We start from the raw sequence: 24,444 nt of genomic DNA, 5'->3' as shown, positions 1-24,444 counted from the left end.
GTTCCCCTCCTACACGACACTCGGTTCAAATACGAGCTGATTATTTTGAAATCTTCGGAAATGCAAGCTTTCAATCGAAATAGCAGGCTTTTCATTTAAGACACTGGCTGCAAGAGCTTCTCCGATGGCTGGTGACATCATAAAGCCGTGTCCGCTCATTCCCACTGCTTGAAAATACCCTGTCAGCCCGTCCACATCACCTAGAATGGCTTGGTGATCCGGAGTACTATCATATACTCCATCTACATGCGTTTTAAATACTACATGTTCAAGTGGCGGGAAAATCTCCATTCCAACTTCAGCTGCTTTATACTGAAAATCAAACATATTATATGGAGGCTTTAGATCCTTGCCTAAATAGCTTAAGTACAATGTACCATCCGTAAGCTGCTTGGCCGCAAATCCTTTTTCAAACGATACAAGAAGAGGTTCTAGCACTCTCTCTTCGATTCGATTTGTATACAAAATTCTTCTCGTTTCAAATTCGATAGGGAGTTCGATATTTGCCGTTTTTGCCAGCTTCTTTGAACCGAGCCCTGCTGCATTGATTACCTTGTCTGCATAGATGGTTCCTCGATCTATGCACTTTACACCCTTGACTACACCATCCTCCGTGATTATTTCATCTACTTCAGCACGAATAAAAGTAACACCCTTACGCTTCGCTGCATCCGCAAAGCTATTGGTTACATGATAAGCATCATCGACAAACCCATCTGTCTCGCAGAAGGACGCCGCTTGAAAGCTTGCCTCATTTATTCCTGGAACCCATTCTTTTGCTTCCAAAGGAGTCATCATCTTCGTTGGAATTCCATGCGCATTTTGAAGACGAATATTCTTCTGATAATTTGAAATGGCCTCCTCCGAATGAAAGGTATATAAATAGCCTACATTTCGATACTTGATTTCATACTCTGGTTCTAAATGAGCATTAATATTCTCGAAAAATTGAGTCGAAGCTTTAGCCATTTGGCAGTTGATATCTGTCCCCCATTGCTGGCGAACTCCTCCTGGGCAAATTCCAGTAATATCAGAAGCTATTCCTCCTTTGTCAATGACGAGAACATTCGTACACCCTTTTTCCGATAAAAAATAAGCAATGGAACAGCCAATAATTCCTGCTCCTACAATAACGACATCATATGGTTTCAATGTGCATCCTCCTTGTTAGCGGTTTGCTAGGTGACAGGCAACCTGGTGTCCTTCTTCTGTCACCACAAGCTCTGGTTCAACAGTCATACACGACTCAATCGCCACAGGACAACGGGTATGAAAACGGCAGCCAGCTGGTGGATCGATGGGACTCGGAATATCACCCTTTAAAATGACACGTTCCCTTTTTAGCTTTGGATTTGGCTCTGGAATCGCGGAAATTAATGCCTGGGAATACGGGTGTTTGGGATTTTCAAAGAATGCATCCCTGTCTGCAACCTCTACAATTTTTCCGAGATACATAACCGCAATCCGGTTCGAAATATGCTTTACGACACTTAAATTATGAGTAATAAACAAATACGTCAGGTCATATTTCACTTGTAGGTCTTGGATGAGGTTTAACACTTGTGCCTGTACGGACACATCGAGAGCCGATACAGGTTCATCCATAATGATGAGCTTCGGATGGACGGCAAGCGCCCGTGCAATCCCAATTCGCTGACGCTGACCTCCAGAAAATTCATGTGGATAGCGATCCATGTAATGGACATTCAAGCCTACATCCTGCATGATTTGCTTCACGCGCTCTTCCCGCTCTTTTTTAGATAGCTTTAAGTGAATCGTCATCGGTTCTTCAATAATCTGTTTCACCTTTAGCCGTGGATTCAAGGACGCATAGGGGTCCTGAAACACAATTTGCATATCTTTACGCTTCTTCTTCAAGCTTCTTGAAGATAGATTTCCAATATCCTGATTTTCGAATAACACCCTTCCTTCTGTAGCTTCGATTAAGCGAAGGACCGCTCTTCCTGTTGTTGACTTTCCGCAGCCGGATTCTCCTACTAACCCTAATGTTTCACCCTTATTAATGAAAAAGCTAATAACATCGATGGCTTTTACATAGCTCTTATCCTTTGATAAAACGGACGCATCCTTTGTTGGAAACCATTTTTTAAGATTCTCGACTTGCAGCAGCTGTTCGGCCATTGCCCGTCACCCCCTCATCCTTTGTATCCTCCCAGCGATCCGAATAGATCCAGCACCTCGTCTTATGGTCATCAATCGAGAGCAATGGAGGCTCCTCAGCAACACACAGCGCTCTTGCCTCCTTGCATCTGCCTGCAAACCGGCAGCCCTCCGTTACATCTGAAGGACGGGGTACCTGCCCTTGGATCGGAGTTAACCGCTCCACTCGATTCGTTAAGCTTGGAATGGAAGTAATTAACCCCTTTGAATACGGGTGTTTCGGATCCTCAAAGAACGTTTCCACATCGGTGTACTCGACCACTCTGCCTAAGTACATAACAGCTACCTTTTCGGCAGAATCGGCGATTACCCCTAAGTCATGTGTGATAAACAGAATAGAGGTATTCGTCTTTTTCTTCAGATCATTCATTAGCTCTAAAATCTGTGCTTGTGTTGTTACATCAAGAGCCGTTGTCGGTTCATCAGCAATGAGCAAATCTGGATTGCAAGCTAATGCCATCGCGATCATTACACGCTGCCTCATTCCTCCGGACAACTGATGCGGGTACTGATCAATTCGTTTCTCGGCGTTCGGAATTCCGACCGTTTTTAAGATGTCAATAACCTTTTCCTTCGCTTGATTTTTGCTAAGCTTTTGATGCAGAATCATCACTTCAGCTATTTGGTTTCCGATTGTATACACAGGGTTTAAAGAGGTCATCGGCTCCTGAAAAATCATTGAAATTTCATTGCCGCGAATTTTTCGGATCTCTTTTTCAGATAAACCGATTAGATTTCTCCCTTTAAAAACGATTTCGCCATCTACAATTTTCCCATGGGGCTTTGGGACAAGCTGTAAAATCGACAAGGATGTAATGCTTTTTCCACTACCTGATTCCCCAACAATCCCTAACGTTTCGCCCCGTTTCAACTCAAAGGAAACTCCATCAACAGCAGGGGTTTCGGTTCCATCGTTGTAAAAATACGTTTTTAAATTACGAACCTCTAACAGATACTCCTCCATATAGTTCCCCCCTTTAGATTTGGATTTCCCGGCTTGTTTTCGTTAACACTTCACAGCCATCCTCTGTCACAAGAACAATATCCTCAATCCTTACCCCAACTTGCTCCGGGATATATAAACCAGGCTCAACAGTAAACACCATCCCTGGCTGTATGATTTCATCTCCATCAAGCACGACCCGCGGGTACTCATGAATTTGCAGTCCAACTCCATGCCCGAGCCCCCTTAAGCTAAACGGTTCTACTCCTGCCTCTGCAAAAATTTGCCTTGCCACTAGATCAATGTCCCCAGCTCTTACTCCCGGCTTAATCGCTTCAATTGATTTTTCAAGAGACTGTAAGACTAATTGATAATAATCCTGTAATTGACTAGGAGGATGTCCCGTTGCAATCGTTCTCGTCATATCTGACATATAGCCTTCATATTTCATGCCGAAATCAATCAGAAGAAAACGATTCTGCTTTACTTGATTTTCAGTCACCCCTGCATGGGGAAAAGCTGCTCGTATATCCGATGCGATAATTGTTCCAAAAGCAGGTCCCTCATTCCCCCATTTAGCCATTTGATATTCGAGCTCCATGCGAACCTGTTTCTCCGTCATCCCCACTTTAAGTAGCGGAAGAAGGGATGCAAAGGCTTGATCTGACCTTGCAATCGCTTCCCTCAGAATTTGAATTTCCTCGTCATCCTTAATTTTTCGCATGTGTAAAAACTCATCGGTAAACGGAACCCATTCCACCTTAGAAGAAATAGCTGATAGCTGTTGATAAAAGGTTACCGGCATATCATTCGCTTCAAAGCCAATCCGGCAAGCTTTACGACTCGGGATCACCTCATTAAAGGTCGTAAACCGATCAAGCCCATGACAGATTACCTCAAATCCCTCTGTCTCCTCTTTCGCTTGATCCTTATAGCGCTGGTCTGTAATGAGCTTTGCTTGATTATTTGTAATGAACAAATACCCATTACTTCCTGTAAACCGGGATACATATCTACGATTCTCATACGTATGAATCCATAATGCATCTAGATGCTGCACTGCCATCCACTCTCTGATGGTCTTTAGCCGTGTTTGCATTCGTTCACCACCTGTTAGAGGAAAAGGCAAAGGAATCCAAAGGACTCCTTTGCACCTTACTTATTCTTTAACACTCCACTCCTTCGCCTTAAAGGTCACACCTCTAAAGTCTGGATTAAAGCCATCTACACGATTGTTAACTACGAAAGGCGTATTTTGCTCATATAAAGGAATCCAAATTTCATCTTCAGCCAGTTTGTCTCCAACCGCCCAGATTAATTCTTGACGTTTGTCTAAGTCAATTTCCCTTGCCTGATCTTCTAATAACAGATCTACCTTTGGATCTGAGTAGCCAACAAAGTTGTAGCCATTTGGCGGCATATAGCTTGATCCAAAGTAGCTGCGATATTCGTCAGGGTCTGCTTCAATTCCAAAGCCTAGAATATACGCATCATAGTCATCCTTTGTTACTTCCCTTTGCTTCCCATCGTCCGTCTTTGGAAGAAGCTTTGTTACAAGCGTTGGGAAGTCTAGTGAACGAAGCTCCACCTTCACCCCAACCTTTTCCCACATTTGCTTTAATAGAACTGCTGACTTTTCTCTTTCCTTCGTTCCAGTTGGAACTTCCATCATAAAGCTCAATTCTTTCCCATTCTTTTCAAAGATTCCATCTTTATTTTTCGAATAGCCAGCCTCTTCTAGAAGACTCTCTGTCTTTGAAGCATCAAAGTCGTAAATGGGTAGATTCGGGCTATGTGACCAATGGGATGAAGGGAAAATATCATCTGCTGCATTTCCATACTCCCCTAAGATGGATTGAACAATCGACTCTTTATCCACGGCATGTGCCAATGCTTGACGTACCTTTACATCCTTGAAATGATCGTTTCTTGCATTAAATCCAACATAATAGACACTTAACTGGTTTTGTGTCACTAGGCTTGCATAATCCAATGTTTGAACAGATGGAACCTCCGCAATCGGTACCGCTGAAATGTCAACATCTTTACTTAACACAGAGGCAATCATCGAATTTGCATCACCAAAGCGAACAAGGATTTTATCTAGATTTGGCGATCCACCAAAATACTCTTTGTTACTAGACAGCTCAATATATTGTCCTGTCTCCCATTTTTCAAACTTAAATGGTCCTGTTCCAACTGGATTTCGGTTGGAATCATGCTTTTCCCATTCTCCTGGGTCCACCTCTCCTAATACATGCTCAGGCAAAACACCAATAAATAATCCTGATAAAAAGGGAGCAAATGCTTCTTTTGTTGTAAACTTAATGGTTGTCTCATCTACCACTTCAATTCCTGCAACCGTATCTGCCTTTCCTGCCTTATATTCCTCTGCTCCGACAACAGGCTCAACTCGCCAGTATGCCCCTGCATCGTAAGTAGGATGAGCAAGTGCCGTAAAAGTGAATTTCACATCCTCAGCGGTAAAAGACTCTCCGTCATGCCACTTTACATTTTCCTTCAGCTTAAATGTATACGTTTTCCCATCTTCAGAAATCTCCCAGTCTTCTGCAAGACTGCCAACCATCTTCAATTCTTCATCAGGAATTACAAGTGAATCGAAGATCATATGTGTGACCGTCGTATCTGAAGTAGTAGCCCAAATGACTGGGTTTAAGTTTCCAGGCTCACTTGTTGAAGCAATGGTTACCGTTCCGCCCTCGACAACGGTTCCAGGTTCTTGATCCCCATTGTTATCAGGTGTAGAGGTCCCTTCTGAGCTACAGCCAACCAATAGAGTGAAAATTAAGAAAATAACTGACGCAAATTTCCAATTTTTCATCATAATCCCCCTCAAATTATTCATTTTTTACTTTTGGATCTAACGCATCTCTCAATCCATCACCAACAAAATTAATACATAAGATGGTCATTAATATGGCAAAGCCTGCTGGTGCCCAAACCCAAGGTTTAAATTGTAAAATCATAATCGATGTGGCTTCATTTAGCATATTTCCCCAGCTTGGAACAGGCTGTTGAACCCCAACTCCTAAAAAGCTAAGCGCAGACTCTGTTAAGATAGCCTCAGCAGTTTGCAATGTTGCCTGTACAACGATTGGAGCAAGAATATTCGGCAATATATGCCGCAAAATAATAAGCGCATTCTGTTGACCCATCGCTTTAGCAGCTTCAATATATTCCATTTCTCTTAGCCGCAGCACTTCTCCTCGAACCAATCGAGTCATCGTCGTCCAGCTAACAAAGCCAATAATAATCATGACATTCCAAAGACTTGGTTTTAAAATGGTGGCTACTGTAATGGCTAAAAAGAGAACTGGGAAGCAAATGACCACGTCGGTAATTCTCATAATCAGCGTATCGACCCATTTCCCATAATAGCCAGCTAACACGCCAAGAAGAATACCTGTTGCCGTGGCAATTAATACCGCTACAAAGGCCACACTAAGTGAAACTCTTCCTCCATAGATAATACGGCTAAGCATGTCGCGCCCTAGACTGTCTGTACCAAGTAGATGTTCACTAGATGGAGGAGCTAACACATGATAAGTTCCAAGGTCATTTTCATTGGATACGTACGGATCATAAGGAGCAATCAATGGTGCTAACAGGGAAACAATCACAAATAGGCCGAGAAACATTAGACCAAATACAGCAAGTTTATTTTTCTTAAACCTTTTCCACGAAGGGTTATCCTTCCATCTTTTCTTTTCTGCAGCGAAAGTGACATTCATCCCTTCTTGCTGCAAGCTCGCATGTTCATTCATTCTAACCCCCCTCTCCTATAGACTTAATAACGAATGCGCGGGTCTGCCCATGCATACATGACATCAGCTAATAAGTTACCAAACATAACAAGCATGGAGGTAAATAAGTTTAACGCCATAATAACGGGATATTCTCTTGCCACAATCGATTGGATTCCGAGGCTCCCCATTCCGGGCCAGTTAAAGATATGCTCGGTAATATAAGCGCCTCCGAATAAAAAGGGAATCGAAAGACCGAAGATTGTAATGACGGGTATTAATGCATTTCGAAGAGCGTGCTTTAAATATACGACTTGTTTACTTAGCCCTTTTGCATCAGCTGTTCGGATAAAGTCTTGATTCAACACTTCCAGTAAGCTTGAGCGAGTAAAACGCATGACCACAGCAACTGTAGGAAGTGCCAATACACTTGCTGGCATTATGACATGCTTTAAATAGTCGACAAATAAGGCAAAGCCTTGGTAATCCGCCCCAATCGTAATCATCCCTGAAGTTGGTAACCAACCGAGCTTTAACGCAAAGATAAAAATCATGCCAAGCCCGAAGAAAAAGGAAGGAATCGAAATCCCAATAAATGAAATGACCGTTAACACGTAATCAGGCAATTTATATCGATGGGTTGCAGAGTACACGCCAAGAGGTACACCGACAACAAATGCCATAATAAAGGCGGTACCCGTTAGCAATAGAGTGGCCGGTAGTCTTTCAAAAATCACTTTCCCAACCGGCTGCCCTGTTTTAATCGTGTACCCGAGGTTTCCTTGCAAAACCTCCTTCATCCAGTTGTAATATTGAACATAGATGGGATCATTCATCCCTAAATTTTCCTGGGCTCGTTCCATTTCCTCCGCTGAGATTTTTGGATCAATCATTGTTTGCATCGGGTTTCCTGGAGCAAGCTGCATAATGGAAAACGTCATAATGGTAATCCCGATCAGAATGGGAATCGATTGAAGCAATCGTTTCAGCAAAAACTTTTTCACGGATCGTTCACCTACTCTCTATATGGAATTAAGACGAGCTCGTTTTGGCGGTTGGATAAATACTCCATCCCCTCCTTTGTTACGACAACATTTTCCTCTACGATAAAGTGAATATTGTCTTCTAAGAACAAAGTAGGTTCAATGGTAAAAACCATCCCTTCTTCAATCGTTTCATATGGGGCTTTCCCGTACCGCTTCCATCTAGGACCTAATAGCGCTCCCCCATCATGGACATTTCGCCCAATTTGGTGGCCTGTTGCATGGCTAATCTCTGGATACCCCTTAGATTGATAGTACTCTCTTGCCATCTGATCCACTTCATATCCTTGAGCACCCGGTTTAACGGCATCTGCTGCAGCTGTAATCGCCCCATGAACCGCCTGGAAAGCTTCATCTACTTCCGTAGGTGGCTCAGTCTCCCCTTTTTTTAAAAAGTAAACCGTTCTTGCAATATCCGAACAATAGCCGTTTACAAAGGCACTAAAGTCCATAATCACGAGATCGCCCGGTTGAATGACGCTATCACTTGGCGGCCTGTGGGCGATATTTTCCTTCATCACAATAGGCATGGATAGCGTCCGATCAATTCCATTCAACACTTGGCGCTTTTCCATCTCTTGGATAAAAATAGCCCCTACTTGTTTTTCTGTCATAGATGGCTTCATCTGCTGAAAGACAGATGAATATATATCCTCCGTCACGCGAATAGCCTCTCGTATACTTGCAATCTCTGAACCTGACTTTATTGCTCGAAGTCTAGATAAAAAGGCCTCAGCTGATACTATTTCTCCTGTGAACACATCCTTTAGGACGTTCATTAACCAGCGATACCTTCCTACCGTTAATCCATCTGCTAGATGCTCCTCAACTGAGATATTGAGGGCAATTTTATTTGGCTGTAAATTACGTATGATCGAACTTAACACTTCACTAAACGCTTTTGAATAATGATAGACTTCATCAAATAATTCCGATTCTTCAATATCCTGTGCATCAATTTGGCTGCATACGGCATAACGCTTCCCTTCTTTTGTGATGAGAAAAGCTCCAGGCCCAACTGTAGCCACTCCTGTCATTAATGGAAGAGCCGGATCACTTCCTTCTGAAGTAAGAATTAGCCATAGATCTACTTCCGCTTCGAGAAGGTATTGGGATGCTTGATTCAGCTTTTCAACATGAAGTTGATTCATCGATTTTCCCTCCATTCTCTATACAAAATTCGGATAGTACATTTTTCATTAGTTCTACACCAAATAAATAGGCCTCTATTTCGAGTCGTTCATCCTTGCTATGAACTCTTTTTAAAACTTCTTCAAATGGCGTTAAGACTGGAGATAAGCCATAAATTTGCTTTGCTAATTTACTGATGAAACGACCATCTGTCTTCCCCAATGCGGTAAAAGGAACCCATTCCCCGTGGAAATTTAAGTGTTTCGCATGCTTTTGAAATAGCTTCATCAGCTTCGAATCCGAATCACATTGATACCCTGCTTGAAAGAACTCCCATTCCCAGCGAATTTGAAAAGGCTCTAGCGATTTCGCAACCATTTTCTTCATTTCCTTTTCAGTTTGAGAAGGGAGTGTTCGGATTTCCACGACTGTCTCAGCGACATAGGGAACAACATTGATCTTCTCACCAACTTCCAGCAAATCTACTTGAATGGTTGGTTGTTTCATATAATCATGCAGGCGAGCGAGAAAGGACTCTTCTAATCGGAGTTCACTAGAAAAGAAGGCTGAAAAAGACGTATCTTCAATTCTAGTGTTGTCCTGAAAGCTCGAGATTGTTTCAATTACATCTGCAAGCTTATGGATGGCTTGGTCCGCTGGTGGACTTCCTGCATGCCCCCCTTCCCCTTCTGCAATCAACCGAATTCTTGCCGTCCCTTTTTCACTCGATGCAAAGAGCATACATTCCTTCCCCTCAGCATTCGGATGGGTAAACCCGCCTCCTTCACTTAATACGATACTATCCTGAAAAATTGGCGCAAAATGATGGGCGAGATATTCCATCCCATCCTTGCTGCCATTCTCTTCATCAGCTGATGCAATGAAGTACACATTACGGTTTAATAAGGCCTCACACTCTTTTAATTGAAGAAAAGCGGTAATATGCATGGCGGTTAGCTGCTTCGTATCTAGCGTCCCTCTCCCCCAGATCGCACCTTCTGCGATTTCACCGGAGAAAGGAGGATACGTCCATTCCTCTTCACTTGCTGCAACCACATCTAAATGGGAAAGAAGGAGTAAGTTTTCCTTTTTTTCTTTCGTAGAAGCAGCAATTTTCGCAATTACATTCGCTCTTCCACCTGGGCTGTATACCATCTCAGATTCGATCCCTTTTTTCTGAAAAAATTCTACTAGATATTGAGCTGCTTCCTTCTCAGTAGCAAGCTCGTTCGTTGTATTGAACTGTACTAATTTCTGTAAGAGAGTAATTGCTTGATTTTCCTCTGCTAATTTCATTCAAATCACCTGATTTTTTTTAATCGTCACAAGCTCTGTTTGCCTTTTGCTTAAAATAATTGGCGCATCGTTTGTGACTAACACGTTTTCTTCGACTAATATACATGGAAGACCGTCGTCTTGAATGACTGTTGGCTCAACTGCATATACCTCACCTGGTTGAATAACCCCTTCTACTTCAGGTCTAGGCGGGATCCGCTGCGGCCCGAGGATTGTTCCTCCGTCATGCGTCGCTCTTCCCACCTGGTGTCCAACAGAATGGCGGATCGTAGGATATCCAGCAGCTTCAATCACTTTTCGGCCCACTTGATCGACCTCAAAGCCTTTTTTTCCAGGAACTAACTCATATATCGACTGGGTGATCGCCTCGATTGCCGTATCAAACGCCCTCTGAATATCTTCTGGAGGTGCCTCTTCCCCCGGCTTTAGCATATAGCATGTTCGCGCAATATCTGACACATAGTCCTGATACTTTAAGCTAAAATCAATAATGACAATATCCCCTGGCCGCGTTTGATAATGACTAGGCTTTCGATGGGCAAGTCCATTGCGAACGGCGCATACTAATGGGGGATCGTACGGATTTCCTAGCCCATTACACACATCTCGTTTTTTCATTTCCTCAACAAATAACTGCCCAATTTCAATTTCTGTCATTCCACATGCCATTTGCGAGAACACCGCATCGTAAATGTCGGTAGTAAGATCAACTGCTTGTTGAATCCGCTCAATCTCTTGCTCGGTTTTCAAGCTTCTTAATTCCTTCAGCATTTTTTCACTACTAATCTCTAAGGATGAGAGTGACTCTGCGCCGATAACGTCTTCTAGCCAAAGGAATAATCCCTGTGTTAATCCATCACATAAATGGTCCGACGCAGAAAAGTTCAAGGCAAGCTTTGCAGGCGATAACTCCTGGAATAGCTCCTGGAACACTTCCTCCATGCTGTCTTCATAAACGACAACCTTCGAAAAAAGACCTGTTCCCTCGTAATTCCCTTTATCACTTACCGATGTAAGTGCGAGATGCTGCCCATCCTGGCGAATAAATATCGCTGCTTGATGAACCGATCGGACACCTATTAAGAGAGGCATGCTCGGGTCAGAGCCTTCTCTCGTTAAAATCAACCATGTATCCATCTCATATCTTTGCAATAATTTCTCGGCTTGCTTTAATTTGCTCTGTTGAATCGATCCATTACGTTGCTTCACAAACCTCCACTCCTTTCCTCTGTACAATTTCAGCCATATTCTGTATTCCAAATAACAAGGAATCAACAGGAATTCTCTCATCTCTCCCATGAACGAGCTTGATTACTTTTTCAAACGTCATATCTGGGAGCATCGGACAATAGCCATACACCTGACAATCATAGGTTCTTAAGTGACGGGAATCGCTCGCACCGAAGGAGAGAAAAGGCACCACACGGGCATTCTTTACTTCGGTCGTTATTACTTCTTCAAAAAGTCTTAGATCCTCCTTGCAAACCGTAGTCTCATAGCCCTGCGAGAATTCGAGAATCTCAACAGAAACAGGCAAACCTTCTACAATCGTTGAAATCATCTTATGAAAATGTTCACGTGTGATATGGGGAAGTGGGCGGCCATCGATATAAACCTCTGACTCTCCATGTAGGCTTGGGTGCTTCCGTCCTCCATTCCATTTCGTTACCGTAAAGGTCGTCTTTCGAATGGATTCCATTAAGGAATGTAATTCTTCTGGGATATTTTTTAAGAATGAGTGTATGTCATTTGCTTCGAGGTTGTGTTCTAGGTGTAGATCGTCTCCAATGGTCTGAAAGAGAGTAGCTGTTGTAGGAGGGATCGATTCATGTAGCTGCACGTTTCGGAAACGCTTCATCACTTCGGTTATGACAGAAATCGGTTGATGATTGGGCAAATATGGGTTCTGTTGCCTCTCCGATCGAGTCGTTATCTTTAATCTCGCAATTCCTTTTTGCCCCATTTCACATAGATAGTAATTCTTTTGACCTATTTGAATCGGAAATCCTCCACCTTCATTAAAAACCAAGCTTTGATGAAATAAATAACTATAATCAGGTAACAAAGCTAGTAATCCATAGTGACTTCCACACTCTTCATCCGAAGTTGCTATCATCAAAAGATCCCTCTTCATCTTTATTTGGTTATTTACGACTAACATAAGGAGTATGAGATGGGTCACCGTTAACTGCTTTGTATCAATTGCCCCTCTCCCCCAGATTTGATCATCAACTACCTTTCCCGAAAATGGAGGTACCGTCCAATCATCCCCTTGTGCAGGAACAACATCGAGATGGGACATCAGAACGATTGGCGCACGAACTTCTTTCAAATCTCGCTTCGTCGACAAAATGATATTCCCTCGATTCGGCGCCGTCTCTTGGATCGTATAATAGATTCCATGTTCAATCGCCTTCTCCGTCAGCCAGTTCACCGCTCGCAGTTCATTCCCACCAGGATTACTTGTATCTAACTGAATCAGTTCACTTAAATAACGTGTCGCTAACTCTCTCATTTCCTTCCAATTCACATTCATCTAATCAACCCTTTAGCTATTGAACTAATTTTTCTCATTATAAGGGCTTAGTCAAATCGATAGATGTAAAACAGTTTACACTTATCTAAATTTTCTAATAATTCACTGCGAATTGCTGATATGCCATGAACGTTTGAGGATATCCCTAGGTCTTGAGCTAATATCCGAAAGTTTTGCTTTCATCCATTCCAAACGGGATCATCAGCGATTTCTCTCATATATTTCAGCGAAACCAAGCATAATATCAGCGATTTCCTTAACATATCAGCGAATTCAAGCCGTATATCAGCGATTTTCTTAACATATCAGCGGAATCAAGCCGTATATCAGCGATTTTCTTAACATATCAGCGGAATCCCATCCAACTCTCAAAATCAACAGTGACATTTGACTCCAAAACGACGCAAAAAAGACTCGCCGCATAACATATGACGAGCCTGCCCTTATTTGTTCGCTTTCTTAATCTCATATCCTTCTATCTTCACTCCGTATGAACGGGCTTCCAATTTTTCGAGGATAACCTGTTCCTCTAGTTGAGATAATGGAGTGATTTGATCATTTTTAATAAAGTATGGTTTAAATGCCATGCTAACTTGGCCTTGATCAATTGTTAGCTTTAGCAATCCCGTTTCTGCCGTATCTTCCTTTACATAGCTTGGAAAAAGAAAGTTTCCAAGTGAGTAAGCTACGGGCACATCTTCATAATATTCAAAGCCTTGTAATACATGGGGGTGGCTTCCGATAATCCCATCAATTCCTGCCAATACTAATTGTTGAACGTATTGCTTCTGATAGTCAGCAGGTGTGACCGTTTTCTCAACACCCCAATGAATAAACATAAACAAGTAATCTGCATCCGCCTTTTCTTCTTTTACTTTTTGGACTAAGTAATCCAAATCATATGCACTTGCAAGTCCGGCTTTTGTCCCTTCATGAAATGTATACCAACTTACGGATGGGACAAACCGAGATGAAGCCATAATCTTAATACGCTTTCCTTTTTTTTCATAGGTCTTTGCTTGAAAAGCCTCTTCTTTACTTTTTCCTGCACCTATATAATCAAGCTTATACTGGTTTAACGCTTGAAAAGTATCTAGCAAGCCTTCTTCTCCATAATCCAATGCGTGGTTATTTCCTAATGATACTAAATCAAAGCCGGCATTAATTGGTCCTTGGATATGCTCTGGCTTTCCTTGAAAATTAAACATTTGATTCAAATCTTTATAGGAAGCATCTCTAGTTGTTAACGGCTGTTCTAAATTCGCAATGGCTATATCCGCTTTCGCCACTTCCTCTTTCACATGTACAAAAGGATAATCGACTCCTTTTTCATCCATCGTCAGCTTAGTCGACCAATCCATTAACAAATCTCCTACGAAAAGGAGCTCAATCGGTTCTTCCTTTTCGGTTTCTATTCCTGCACCCATTGGCTCATTGTCCTTTTTCCCCTCATTTTCAGCAACAACTGGTTGTTTGATTGGCTGGTGCGTGACCTTCTCCGCTTTCTTTTCCGTTTCTTCCTTTTCACCTGCTACATTTGATGCTAATGCAACAAAGATCGACAAACATAACAATAATAATAGCGTTAAGAAAACGACTACACTCATTTTTTGTTTCTTTTTTCGGCGATGCTTTCGACTTCTACTCTCCATTTATGTTCTCACCTTTTAACCTTCACAAGAAAGATTCTTAATCTATGATTCATTTATTGTACCAAAATTAACCGAAATTTGTTTTGATTATTTTTGGAAAATGATTACTTTTTTTCCCTGTTATAAATGGTGATCTTTTGCAGTGGAACGTGCATATTTATTCAGCAGATACCTGCATAATATAGTAAGAGTTTCATAGAATATGAAAATCGTTTTTTTAAAATGGAACTATATGTTAAACTCGAGTTAATTAGATTCGGAAGAAATGTAGATAGAGGAGATGATTTCATGTGGATGTTCATCTTGGCTATTGTGTCTGCTTCTATTTGGATTTCGGTATCAAATGAAGTTAGTAAACCAGCAGAAGAAAGAAATAGATGAAAGATGATTACATTCATGTCTGCAGGCACCTGATCAACAATTATTTAGACCGTATGGCTTTTTCAACAAATTCAATTGTAATCTTCTAGCTAGACAAAAAGGAGCTTTCCATATCAGGAAAGCTCCTTTTTCACGTGCATGATACGAGCGGCGAGCTCTTAAAAGCTTTTCCCTAATTCCTTTGCTCGCGCGATTGCATTTTCCTTAATTTCCTGTGCTTTATCTGGCATGGCTGCATGCCCTTCAACAAAAAGTCCTTCAAATGATGGAACACCGAAGAACTGCATCATGACACCCAGATACCGGTGGCCCATTTCCATCTGAGCGGCTGGCCCCTCAGAGTAGATCCCCCCACTAGCTTGAATATGAAGCGCCTTTTTATCCGTTAATAATCCAACTGGCCCTTGATCTGTGTATGTAAATGTTTTCCCAGCAACAGATACGGAATCAATATACGCTTTCATGACAGGAGGGAAAGAGAAGTTCCAAAGTGGTGTCACAAACACATATTTATCGGCACTGACAAATTGATCAACTAGTTCTGAAAGCCTGCCAACCTTCGCCTTTTCATCTGGTGATAGCACCTCAAATCCCTTTCCTGTTTGAAGCTTTCCCCACCCGCTAAATACATCCACATCGATAGGAGGAATCGTCTCTTTATAGAGATCCATATGTATGATTTCGTCATTAGGATTCGCTTCCTTATACGTTTCAATAAATGCCTTCCCTACTGCCATACTATACGATTGTGTTTCATCATGAGGATGAGCAGTAATGTACATCACTTTTGCCATCAATTTCATTCCTTTCCATATGCCTTCGTTTGAACATCGTTCTTGAGAGTGAATTTACACTCGGTATAGATTTTGCTATTGACGACAAATTCATACGGGTAAAATAAAATGGCCTCCAGTTGTCTAAACTAGAAGACCAGCTTGAATGTACTTTTCGATTACTCATAGATGTATGGATTTCCACTTATACTTACTCTCACCTCATCGGTTAGTTCAAAACCTTCCCCAGCGACATCTGCCGACTGTATTTCTAAACGATGACTACTTCCATCAAAATGAATTGGCTTTTCTTCCATTGCCCACCACACCTCCATCCATAAAATTAGTATATCCTCCATTCCTTAGATTATTTTCAGAAATAATTACCCGTTACTTCTCATCACTTTCATCCTTGAACTGACCGATGGCAGATAATACGGCTCCTGTCGCTTGAATCCAGCTTCCCGCAACTCCTAATTCCTCTATTTCTAGTTGTTCACCTAAGATGATTTCTTTTTTCGCAGCAAGTGCTTGCAGTGAATTTCCAATTCCTTGTAGGAGGTTTCCTATTAAGATCAAACCTTTGCCCTCTGCGCTTGCATCCTCCAATTCGTCTGCAAATGCGGCTAGGCTCCCTAATGCTTGAAACCAGTTTCCAGTCGCAATCAAGTTAAGTTTTTTTGAATCGGACACATCCCAAATCAAACCAGCAATGGTGAGTGAATTACCGACCGACTGGATCTCGTTTCCAACTTTTTCAAGTGAAAAGTCTCCTTGTCCTTCTGCCTGGAGACCATTCCCAACTGCTTGCAACACATTCCCGTTTATATCGAGCCCCTCTCGAAGCTGATCACTAAGCTTTAAATGAGGTGTTACACTCAAAGCTGATATCACGGTCCCTACCGCAGCTAAAACCGCACCAACTATCTCTTTTACTCCACTATTCATGAACAATCCCCTGCTTCAATTCGCCTTAAGTCATTTTATTCTTCCAGCTGCAAAGAGGTACCCCCGTTTTCATGTAACAAATAACCATTTTTTGATATCAAGTATCCCATTTTTTCATAGGTAAGAAATCGAATCATCAATGATTCATTATGGTAAAATTACTGAATAATCACTTTTTAGAAAGGAGAGTCACATGTTAAGCTCATTTCGCAACCACCCACATAATGAATATGAAGTGAACTACTCCCACCACTTACCACCCTTGCGGGTTGCTTGAAGTGGGGGCTTCTTGGGTAATCGCCACTTTTGGTAGCTGACGAAATTGACCAAGCTAACCCTCTTGTTCCAAGAGTTTATATCTCTTATTTCTTTAGGCACTTGCTAATAAGCGAATGCCTTCTTTTTTGATATTGAGTGCTGAATTGTAATCTCTATCGAGGTTTAGTCCGCACGAACAAACATATATTCTGATGTTCATTGGCATTAGTTGGGTATTTCCACAATGCGAACAGGTTTGGGTAGAGGGGAACCATTTGTCTATTTTGATCAGTTGTTTCCCTTGTTCTTTTAGTTTGTACTGTAAGAAAGAAGTGAACATTCCCCATCCATTATCAGCTACACTTTTACCGAATTTAAGTGCTTGTGACATTCCTTTCATATCTAAATCTTCAATCACAACAGCATCATAGTTCGCTACTAATTTTTTTGATTGATGGTGAAGAAAGTTCTTCCGTTGATTGGCGACTTTCTCTTGAATGTTAGCTACTCGAATACGTTGTTTATTCCAATTGGAAGAACCTTTCTTCTTACGAGACAGTTTACGTTGTTCTTTTGCTAATTTTTCAAGTTTTTGTCGATAAAACTTAGGGTAATTGGCTTTCTCACCCTCGCTATCCACAAACAATCCATCCATCGCAAAATCTAACCCAACGACTTTTTTAACTTCCTTCCTTTCAATTTCCACCTCGTACTCTGCCAAAATAGAAATATAATATTTTCCTGATGCGGTCATAGATAATGTGCAGGATTTGATTTTGTATTCTGAAGGTATCTTTCGATGTTGTTTAATTTTGACCAATTTCAACTTAGGTAATTTGATATGACCATCCAACAACTGAATATTTCCATTGACAACATTTGTTGTGTAGCTTTGTTTGTGTCGTTTCCTTTTGAACGTTGGAAACTTGACATTCCCTTTGAAGAAGGCTTTATATGCCTTATCTAAGTTTAGTTGTGCGTTCGCTAATGCTAAAGAGTCTACTTCTTTTAGCCATTCATACTCTTTTTTATACTTAGCAGGAGTTGGGTGCTTTATCTTTTTCAATGCTTCTTTATCTTCTTTTAGGCTTTCATACGTTTCTATTCGTTCAGCTAACATTTTATTGTAGACGAAGCGAACACACCCAAAGGTTTTTCGTATAATAAAAGCTTGTTCATCTGTTGGATACAACCTGAACTTGTACGCTTTATTTTGTTTAGTCATATCAAATCACCTCACTTTACCCCTTGATTTTCTATATATTTTTTCACCACTTCCATAGGTGAACCACCAGTGGTCAACAAACAGAAGCTTCTTGATTAGTCTTGAACTGGCACTTTTATAGGCATTGATGAATTTTGATATTTCACTGTTAGGCTGTGCTTTGAACAAGATATGAACGTGGTCAATATCGTGGTTCCATTCGACTAATGTAATATTATATTTTTGACTCAAAGACACAAATTTATCTTTGGCATAGTCGGAAATCGTATCATCTATCACTTTCCTTCGAAACTTCACAACTAGTAAGAGGTGGTATAATTGACCAAAATAAAGAAACAGCAAGAAAGTAAGATTTACAAATATATGCAGGAATAAATACCCAAGAAAAAAACCGATTTCCATTGGACTCTTAATATCTGTCCCAGGCACCACGATATTTTAAAAAAAAAAATGCAGAGCTACCAATAACATTTTAATAAATAGTTTGAAGAAATGATTAAGAATAACCCACCTTGGGAGCACGTTTTATTCCTTATGAACTTTAACGAATACCGCTCCGAAAAGTTTATCTCCAATATAAGCATCTAATTTCCACATCCCACTCTTTGGTAATGACATATTAGATGGGGCATGTCGGTCTGCTTCGTTATGAGCACCACCTAGTCCGCCTTCTACCACTGTTATTTTCTCTTCTTCTTTCTCATAAGTAGCAATTACTTTTAGGTTTCCATTAAACTCTTCGTCATCTCCCCAAAAATGCCACATATACTTTTGCGGTTTATTCGGATAAAATCTAAGATTCTCGCTGTCATCGTAGATAAAACCTAAACGTCCTTCTTCTCCAATCATAGTGTAACCTCCAGATTCAAATAGAGGGCTCTCTTTCCATTTATCTACCTGGTGTTCTGTTTCAGATTTAATTTCATCATTTTTGTTTGTGACATTACTACAACCGGTGGTAATGCTTATAATAAGTGAAATAATTATAACGAAACTTCTTTTTACCATAAAAAAATTCCTCCTTTTTATTATCAAACTCAAACCAAAAAATTCAATAATTATGCGAATGCGACAGTGTTTGATCCTATCACTGATTAAACCATCATTTTATGTATAAACCAGCTTAATTAGCTTTCTTCACATTAGATGATGTACAAAATTCAATGGATTAGTTCTAGTACCTTTTACATTAACAAACCTGTTACAGTAATGACTTGGCATTTTTACCGATCTTCAATTATCCCTATTAAATTTTAGATTAAATTCTAAAAAAAAGTGAGTTTGATCTACCTTATTTTATGACATTAAACATCCCTTTCTTTCTTACTATAAACATCCCCCTTTCATAAAATTAATAATTTACAAATATTATAATTTATTCTATATAATCCTAGATTTATACAAAAATAACCAGATTCTATATGACTATTCAAAACTGCTTTATAATTGGTATTCATTAAGGACGAATATAATTAAAATTTTTTGGAAATGATTGATCGTTAAAACACCATGACTTACTTCAAACAAAGGACTCTCCCAAAAACAGGAGAGTCCTCTTACTCTTTATTTAGATTAGATCAAAAGAACCTTAATGATAAGATCTGCTTCTTTTATAGCTTTAAGTTAAAGCTGGGGATTTACGGAGATAATCCTGGGTCTTAAGGATATTTATTAGTTCTCCCATTGTGTAAAAGGATACTTTATACCTATTTTGAATGGCTTCCAGTCCAAGGCCAATCGCAAAATGGGTTTTACCCACACCAGGCGGGCCCAAAAGAATCATATTGTATTGCTGTTCAAGCCACGTCAGTTCTTTTAGTTGCTCTAATTGACGGGTGCTGAGAGATTGCTGTTCGGCAATCTTAAACTCATCAAGTGTTTTATAATAAGGAAACTTAGCCTTTTTCAGTCTCTTTTCCCTGTTTTTCTCCTCGCGGCGCTTTAGTTCAAAGGATAGTGTTTCCTCTAAAAATTCCAGATAAGTCCACGAGTGCTTTTCTGCATTTCTAAGCAATATGGGCAATTCATTTGCTGTTTCCGCCATCCGAAGATGGCGGAAGTATTCTTGAAGCTGCTGTACCGATCGTGTCATTAGTTAGGTCCTCCGATAATCTCTACATACGTTGCCAGTTCCCTTGTTTGTACAGTGGCTTTTATGACGGTGGTGTTCCTCTTCATTTCCTGGAACGTAGGGGGAGGAAAGAATTCATTTTCTGTCAATCGGTGAAGGTGGTGAGCGACATCACGAAGATCATTCGCACTCCAAAGATGTTCTTTAACGCATTGGATAAGGGCGTCATCAATGACATGCCGATACTGGTTAATCATATGTTGAACGATTTGGAGATGGTCCCTCATGTACCTTGGATATCGGTAACCAACCTCTTGGATGAATTGTTTTGCTTGATCAGGATTTGATAATTGACGTATAACAGTTTCTTTATAAGCTTCAATTCCTTTGGAACGATCTCTTCCGTGGTTCCGGTTTTTAATCAATTCTCCTTTTCCCAGACATAATCGATGACGGGCAAGAATGTCTCCTTGCGGAGTGGCCGTAATGATCAACTCATTTTCTTTTACTTCAATATAAACGGTATTGTCACCCTTTGGCCGGAAGGTTCCGAGCGGCAGGGAATATCGGTTTGATGTATTTAATTACATTGTCCTTATGGACAGTCCTTGTTATTCTGTTATTTAGGTTGCTCTCAATAGAGAGCAGGGATGAGACTGGTCTTGAGTGTTGCTTTTCCAGGGCGTGCACTTCAGCCGGTCTCTTTTTTGTCGTGTTATGTACGTTTTGGTTGCCTGTTCTTTCAAGCCAGGCAAGGCACTTTTCATTCCAGCTCTCCAGTTCTGTTCCATTTTTTAACCAGATTGGAAATCGGTAGTATAATTGAGCAGGTTGTCCAACAATTACAAATACTACACCTTCTGGAATTTCATTAGGGCTTAATAAGCTATGCAAAAAAGTTATCTCATTATTTGCTCTCGCTACATGATCAATACCATCTATGCAAATGATAACCTTTTCACCAGTTTTGTTAAATAATAGCTGTGCTAAACGAATTACTTCATTTCTCATTTGCTCAACAGAACATAACGAGTTAGTAACAGGAATATTATATTTTTTTAGCTCTCCCTTAAAATATTTTCTTAATTGAATCAATAAGTCATTCCAAAGAAATTCAGGTTTACTTAGTCCAGAATCAACATCATAAAACCTTTGTTCAGGTGAAATAGGTTTAAACGTATGATATCTAGCTTTAAAAAGTTTATGATTTAATTGTATATAACTTAAAAGGCTAGTTTTTCCACTTCCCGGCTCACCAGATATCCATAATACTTTTTGACCTTTATCTTTGATATTGCCAATTACCGTATTAGCGAATTCTTGACGACTTTTAAAAAAAGGTACAGGATAAGGTAATTCATGCTCTCCATGCTCTTTATCGTAATTTACTGCTAAAGCATCATATACATCTTCAATTGTTACTTTTACTTTATCTTTCCTCCTAGTAGTTGTCCAAATTCTCAAATTAGAACAAAGCTTATCAAATAATCCTTTTGCTACTGGTAGATTACATTTAAAAGTATTTTGTAATGTTCTAAGCATCGAATCTTCTAATTCCTCTAATGAACCTTCATTACTTCTAATTACAACTGATTTTAAAAAATCTATTACTATAGAATCCTCACCTATTGATGCTTTAATTTCATTCCACTGAATTCTTAAATCTTTATCTTCAATTAATCGATCAATTTCTTCTATATAATTTGATTGATCTACATATGATTTTATTTGTTGTATAAATTCCTCTAACGGTATAGCTTTATACTCTTCACCATTAAAGGTTCTTGTTGTTCTATTTACTCCTAAATTTCTATTTGTATATAAAACTGGCGTTATAACCTTACTCTCATTTTCTATTACTTCATTCCAACCACTAGCTAATGCTCTTATTAAACTGACCTTAGTACTTCCATTTTCCCTAGTAGTTGGGTCAATTAATTTTGAAAACGTAAGATTGCCCTTCCCTACATTTCCTACTTCATGTTTAACTTGAAAGCATACTTCTTCCTGATTACCAACTCCAACAACCACGTCATCTATCGTATTATGAACTTCTGACTGAAACATAACATATGTAATGTTGCTATCAGTATTAATCATTTCAATAATTCTTTCTAAACCTACGTACCATTCGTACCAGTATGGGTCTCCAATCCCCGGCGTCTTCATTTTATCACCTTTTTTCCGCGATAAGTTCCTATTAGATTTCTTCTTAATTATCCATCATTTATTTAATCCGCCTAATATGTTATTTGCTTCGGAAGATCAATAATCAAAATGGGAATTTGATATATAAAAATCGAAGCATAATACTTATAATCATAAGTTTTGATAATCTTACTACCTTTATTTTACAAGACTACTCAATTTATTATCAATACTTTGAAGTTTTGACAAGGATCTTCAATATAAAGAAAGAAAAAGTCCATTGGTTTTATTAACTACTTGCAATAATTCCAGTTTGTGCAAATATATCAGTATTATTATAAAGTTGATCCAGAAAATAAAATACATGTATAACAAGGGAAAACCCCAAGCATGAAGATTTTATTAACTATTAATACCATTTCGGTTATTCAATAGTTTATCAAACTTCTACTTGGGGGTTTTTTATTTTTGTTAAACTATTTACTTTATGCGATTCAATCAAATTAGCACGCGAGATATTAATCATGAGAATTGAAAGGAGTACTATAGATTGAAAAAAACTAATGATCTACCAGAAGTATTAGAAGTAAAGGATATCCAGGAATTTCTTGGAATTGGGCGTAGCCAAGCGTATAAGTTGGTTAAATCTAATCTTTTCCATACTGTTAATGTTGGAAAATGCATCCTGGTACCAATAAAGGCATTCTTGGAATGGTTTGAAGGTGAAAATATAACTGCCTGATTTGTAAAATAACAAGTCGGATACCAAGTAAATTGTTCCATTAATAGAATATTTCTATTATTATAATATGAGGTACAAATATGCTTGGTGTCCAGTCCAATAATGGAGGAACTTTAAATGTCTGGATACCCTAAAAAAGATGAAAAAAGTGGAAATTACTATTTTGTTTTAGAAAATGGAAAAGGCCCTAATGGAAAACGAAAAAGGATTGTAAGAAAAGGTTTTAAGAAGAGAAGTGATGCAAAAAAAGCGATGGAGGATATGTTAATTGAACTAAAAACAACGGAAGGACAGGCAAAATCTGAAAAATCATCAGATATAAATGTGAGAGATTACTTGGATTACTGGTTAGAAAGCTATGCAAAAACTAATACTAAGCCAAAAACTTATATTGAATATGGAAAGATTATTATAACACATATTAATCCATATTTGGGAAACATCAAACTTCAACAATTAAAAGGTATAGACATTCAGGAATACTATACTTCTAAATTAAAAGCTTTATCTGCTCAGTCAGTGCTTCATCATCATAGACTCCTTTCAAAAGCTTTAAATGATGCTATTGATTGGGAATACATTGACCACAATCCAGCAAAACCACCAAAGCCAGTAAAAAAAGAAATGCATACTTATTCTGATGTACAGATTAATTTGTTATTAAAAGTATCTAGAGAGATATCCCCTATATATTTTCCAATTATTTATGCTGCAGCACACACTGGTTTGAGGAAAAGTGAATTGATTGGTCTAAGGTGGGATTATGTAGATTTAATAGCACAGAAACTATATATATCCCTAACCATTACAGAAGCAAACGGCAAGCGCATCTTTAACTCCTGGACTAAAAATAAGAAATCAAGAAGCATAAAGTTAACAACTGGATTAGCTAGACTTTTGGAATTACTCAAACTCAAACATGATAAACGAAAAGCATCGCTTGGCGAAACATTTAACCCTCATAATTTAGTTTTTTGCAATTCAGCAGGAAACATTATGTCCCAGTCTTAAATTTCGAGAGCACTTAAAAAGTCAATAAAAGCTGCTGGTCTTCCAGACATCCGGTTTCACGATTTAAGACACTCTCACGCTACTATATTATTAGAGGAAAATGTCCATCCCAAAATAGTCAGCGAAAGGCTAGGACATTCAAGATTCAATGTGACAATGGATATCTATTCACATGTGACACAGTCAATGGAGGAATTAGCAGTTGGTACTTTGGATAAAATTCTTAAATAAATTTTAAGGCACAAATATCAAATAAGGCACCTTTTTGTCACCTGGAAAGTAATAATTGGAGAAGAAACCACTGTTCTAACTATTTACAGTAGAAGAAAAACCCTTATATA

The 24,444-nt window shown here is 39.5% G+C and carries 20 protein-coding genes and 3 pseudogenes; 2 read left to right on the top strand and 21 right to left on the bottom strand.

The genetic code is table 11. The features are described from left to right. Positions 1-9: 9 nt before the first annotated feature. The 21 genes and pseudogenes from LS684_RS08985 to LS684_RS08885 form a co-directional block, all read right to left on the bottom strand. A complete protein-coding gene (locus LS684_RS08985; RefSeq protein ID WP_233811259.1) occupies positions 10-1,152 on the bottom strand; it encodes an NAD(P)/FAD-dependent oxidoreductase in 1,143 nt (380 codons plus the stop codon). Positions 1,153-1,167: 15 nt separating this feature from the next. After that, positions 1,168-2,142 carry an ABC transporter ATP-binding protein gene (locus LS684_RS08980; protein ID WP_233811258.1) on the bottom strand — a complete coding sequence of 325 codons (975 nt, stop codon included), beginning with the start codon at positions 2,140-2,142 and terminating at the stop codon, positions 1,168-1,170. Then, the gene (locus LS684_RS08975) at positions 2,108-3,145 is read right to left on the bottom strand and encodes an ABC transporter ATP-binding protein (protein WP_233811257.1); all 1,038 of its coding nucleotides are present in this window, start codon (positions 3,143-3,145) and stop codon (positions 2,108-2,110) included. Before LS684_RS08975 ends, LS684_RS08980 begins: the two co-directional genes overlap by 35 nt. 13 nt (positions 3,146-3,158) lie before the next feature. Then, complete coding sequence (locus LS684_RS08970; protein ID WP_233811256.1) at positions 3,159-4,223, bottom strand: M24 family metallopeptidase; 1,065 nt, start codon at positions 4,221-4,223, stop codon at positions 3,159-3,161. 60 nt (positions 4,224-4,283) lie between these two features. Beyond that, on the bottom strand, positions 4,284-5,966 hold the full coding sequence (locus tag LS684_RS08965) for an ABC transporter substrate-binding protein (RefSeq protein ID WP_233811255.1): 1,683 nt from the start codon (positions 5,964-5,966) through the stop codon (positions 4,284-4,286). A 16-nt stretch (positions 5,967-5,982) separates the two neighbouring features. Continuing rightward, entirely contained in the window at positions 5,983-6,909 is a 927-nt protein-coding gene (gene opp4C, locus LS684_RS08960) for an oligopeptide ABC transporter permease (RefSeq protein ID WP_233811254.1), read from the bottom strand. A gap of 23 nt (positions 6,910-6,932) precedes the next feature. Beyond that, positions 6,933-7,892: an ABC transporter permease gene (locus tag LS684_RS08955; protein ID WP_233811253.1), complete on the bottom strand. Its 960-nt coding sequence runs from the start codon at positions 7,890-7,892 to the stop codon at positions 6,933-6,935. A gap of 11 nt (positions 7,893-7,903) precedes the next feature. Beyond that, entirely contained in the window at positions 7,904-9,082 is a 1,179-nt protein-coding gene (locus LS684_RS08950; RefSeq protein ID WP_233811252.1) for a M24 family metallopeptidase, read from the bottom strand. After that, positions 9,063-10,358 (bottom strand): M20/M25/M40 family metallo-hydrolase, encoded by a 1,296-nt coding sequence (locus tag LS684_RS08945; protein WP_233811251.1) that lies wholly within the window; start codon positions 10,356-10,358, stop codon positions 9,063-9,065. Before LS684_RS08945 ends, LS684_RS08950 begins: the two co-directional genes overlap by 20 nt. Beyond that, positions 10,359-11,567, bottom strand: a complete 1,209-nt coding sequence (locus LS684_RS08940; protein WP_233811250.1) for a M24 family metallopeptidase — start codon at positions 11,565-11,567, stop codon at positions 10,359-10,361. Then, entirely contained in the window at positions 11,554-12,894 is a 1,341-nt protein-coding gene (locus tag LS684_RS08935) for a M20/M25/M40 family metallo-hydrolase (RefSeq protein ID WP_233811249.1), read from the bottom strand. The genes LS684_RS08940 and LS684_RS08935 overlap by 14 nt, the downstream gene beginning before the upstream one ends. 443 nt (positions 12,895-13,337) lie before the next feature. Continuing rightward, entirely contained in the window at positions 13,338-14,546 is a 1,209-nt protein-coding gene (locus LS684_RS08930) for a CapA family protein (protein WP_233811248.1), read from the bottom strand. Positions 14,547-15,085: 539 nt separating this feature from the next. After that, positions 15,086-15,721 (bottom strand): FMN-dependent NADH-azoreductase, encoded by a 636-nt coding sequence (locus LS684_RS08925; protein WP_233811247.1) that lies wholly within the window; start codon positions 15,719-15,721, stop codon positions 15,086-15,088. A 158-nt stretch (positions 15,722-15,879) separates the two neighbouring features. Beyond that, the gene (locus LS684_RS08920; protein WP_233811246.1) at positions 15,880-16,017 is read right to left on the bottom strand and encodes a hypothetical protein; all 138 of its coding nucleotides are present in this window, start codon (positions 16,015-16,017) and stop codon (positions 15,880-15,882) included. Positions 16,018-16,090: 73 nt separating this feature from the next. Then, positions 16,091-16,648: a DUF6944 family repetitive protein gene (locus tag LS684_RS08915; RefSeq protein WP_233811245.1), complete on the bottom strand. Its 558-nt coding sequence runs from the start codon at positions 16,646-16,648 to the stop codon at positions 16,091-16,093. Between the two features lie 370 nt (positions 16,649-17,018). After that, positions 17,019-18,131 carry a transposase gene (locus tag LS684_RS08910; protein WP_233805971.1) on the bottom strand — a complete coding sequence of 371 codons (1,113 nt, stop codon included), beginning with the start codon at positions 18,129-18,131 and terminating at the stop codon, positions 17,019-17,021. Between the two features lie 11 nt (positions 18,132-18,142). Further along, a pseudogene (tnpA, locus tag LS684_RS08905) lies at positions 18,143-18,533 on the bottom strand (IS200/IS605 family transposase). A 123-nt stretch (positions 18,534-18,656) separates the two neighbouring features. Then, positions 18,657-19,139, bottom strand: a complete 483-nt coding sequence (locus LS684_RS08900; protein ID WP_233811244.1) for a DUF4871 domain-containing protein — start codon at positions 19,137-19,139, stop codon at positions 18,657-18,659. Between the two features lie 582 nt (positions 19,140-19,721). Further along, positions 19,722-20,223, bottom strand: a pseudogene (locus LS684_RS08895) (ATP-binding protein); the annotation flags it as partial. Then, the gene (locus LS684_RS08890; RefSeq protein WP_233811243.1) at positions 20,223-20,627 is read right to left on the bottom strand and encodes a hypothetical protein; all 405 of its coding nucleotides are present in this window, start codon (positions 20,625-20,627) and stop codon (positions 20,223-20,225) included. The gene LS684_RS08890 and the pseudogene LS684_RS08895, both read right to left, overlap by 1 nt. Positions 20,628-20,730: 103 nt before the next feature. Beyond that, positions 20,731-22,371, bottom strand: a complete 1,641-nt coding sequence (locus tag LS684_RS08885) for an ATP-binding protein (protein ID WP_233811242.1) — start codon at positions 22,369-22,371, stop codon at positions 20,731-20,733. A 529-nt stretch (positions 22,372-22,900) separates the two neighbouring features. Here LS684_RS08885 and LS684_RS08880 point away from each other — a divergent pair. Beyond that, positions 22,901-23,092, top strand: a complete 192-nt coding sequence (locus LS684_RS08880) for a helix-turn-helix domain-containing protein (RefSeq protein WP_233811241.1) — start codon at positions 22,901-22,903, stop codon at positions 23,090-23,092. Between the two features lie 117 nt (positions 23,093-23,209). Then, a pseudogene (locus LS684_RS08875) lies at positions 23,210-24,334 on the top strand (tyrosine-type recombinase/integrase). Positions 24,335-24,444: the final 110 nt, after the last annotated feature.

Source organism: Cytobacillus spongiae (assembly GCF_021390075.1).
This window is presented reverse-complemented; position numbering and strand designations above follow the sequence as displayed.

Excerpts from the sequence above, each read along its gene's own strand:
- LS684_RS08980 (WP_233811258.1), bottom strand. The coding sequence starts at position 2,142 with ATGGCCGAACAGCTGCTGCAAGTCGAGAATCTTAAAAAATGGTTTCCA.
- LS684_RS08975 (WP_233811257.1), bottom strand. The coding sequence starts at position 3,145 with ATGGAGGAGTATCTGTTAGAGGTTCGTAATTTAAAAACGTATTTTTAC.
- LS684_RS08970 (WP_233811256.1), bottom strand. The coding sequence starts at position 4,223 with ATGCAAACACGGCTAAAGACCATCAGAGAGTGGATGGCAGTGCAGCAT.
- LS684_RS08965 (WP_233811255.1), bottom strand. The coding sequence starts at position 5,966 with ATGAAAAATTGGAAATTTGCGTCAGTTATTTTCTTAATTTTCACTCTA.
- opp4C (WP_233811254.1), bottom strand. The coding sequence starts at position 6,909 with ATGAATGAACATGCGAGCTTGCAGCAAGAAGGGATGAATGTCACTTTC.
- LS684_RS08950 (WP_233811252.1), bottom strand. The coding sequence starts at position 9,082 with ATGAATCAACTTCATGTTGAAAAGCTGAATCAAGCATCCCAATACCTT.
- LS684_RS08945 (WP_233811251.1), bottom strand. The coding sequence starts at position 10,358 with ATGAAATTAGCAGAGGAAAATCAAGCAATTACTCTCTTACAGAAATTA.
- LS684_RS08935 (WP_233811249.1), bottom strand. The coding sequence starts at position 12,894 with ATGAATGTGAATTGGAAGGAAATGAGAGAGTTAGCGACACGTTATTTA.
- LS684_RS08930 (WP_233811248.1), bottom strand. The coding sequence starts at position 14,546 with ATGGAGAGTAGAAGTCGAAAGCATCGCCGAAAAAAGAAACAAAAAATG.
- LS684_RS08925 (WP_233811247.1), bottom strand. The coding sequence starts at position 15,721 with ATGGCAAAAGTGATGTACATTACTGCTCATCCTCATGATGAAACACAA.
- LS684_RS08920 (WP_233811246.1), bottom strand. The coding sequence starts at position 16,017 with ATGGAAGAAAAGCCAATTCATTTTGATGGAAGTAGTCATCGTTTAGAA.
- LS684_RS08915 (WP_233811245.1), bottom strand. The coding sequence starts at position 16,648 with ATGAATAGTGGAGTAAAAGAGATAGTTGGTGCGGTTTTAGCTGCGGTA.
- LS684_RS08910 (WP_233805971.1), bottom strand. The coding sequence starts at position 18,131 with ATGACTAAACAAAATAAAGCGTACAAGTTCAGGTTGTATCCAACAGAT.
- LS684_RS08900 (WP_233811244.1), bottom strand. The coding sequence starts at position 19,139 with ATGGTAAAAAGAAGTTTCGTTATAATTATTTCACTTATTATAAGCATT.
- LS684_RS08885 (WP_233811242.1), bottom strand. The coding sequence starts at position 22,371 with ATGAAGACGCCGGGGATTGGAGACCCATACTGGTACGAATGGTACGTA.